The 224-nt window shown below is 46.9% G+C and carries 1 rRNA gene; it reads right to left on the bottom strand.

The annotated features are described in order from the left end of the window. Positions 1 to 136: 136 nt before the first annotated feature. Positions 137 to 224: ribosomal RNA gene (locus F8197_RS29545) — 23S ribosomal RNA — on the bottom strand; the annotation flags it as partial.

Below are 224 nucleotides of genomic sequence, written 5' to 3'. Positions count from 1 at the left end.
GCATTGAACTGTACGGGCCGCGTCTTATCGTAAGACGTTGCCCAGAATCTGGGAGAAGTAAGTAGGTGGGTAATGAAGTTGTGTATCAACGAACGTCTCAACGTACTTCTTATTCACCATAACCTGCTAAGGTTATAGGGACAAGCCGTACGGGCAATTAGTACTGGTTAGCTTAATGCATTACTGCACTTCCACACCCAGCCTATCAACGTCCTGGTCTCGAA

It is taken from the genome of Duganella sp. FT27W, assembly GCF_009295655.1.
Lineage (GTDB): Bacteria > Pseudomonadota > Gammaproteobacteria > Burkholderiales > Burkholderiaceae_D > Rugamonas > Rugamonas zoogloeoides.
Note: the sequence above shows the minus strand (reverse complement) of the source record. Positions and strands in the feature narration are given on the sequence as shown.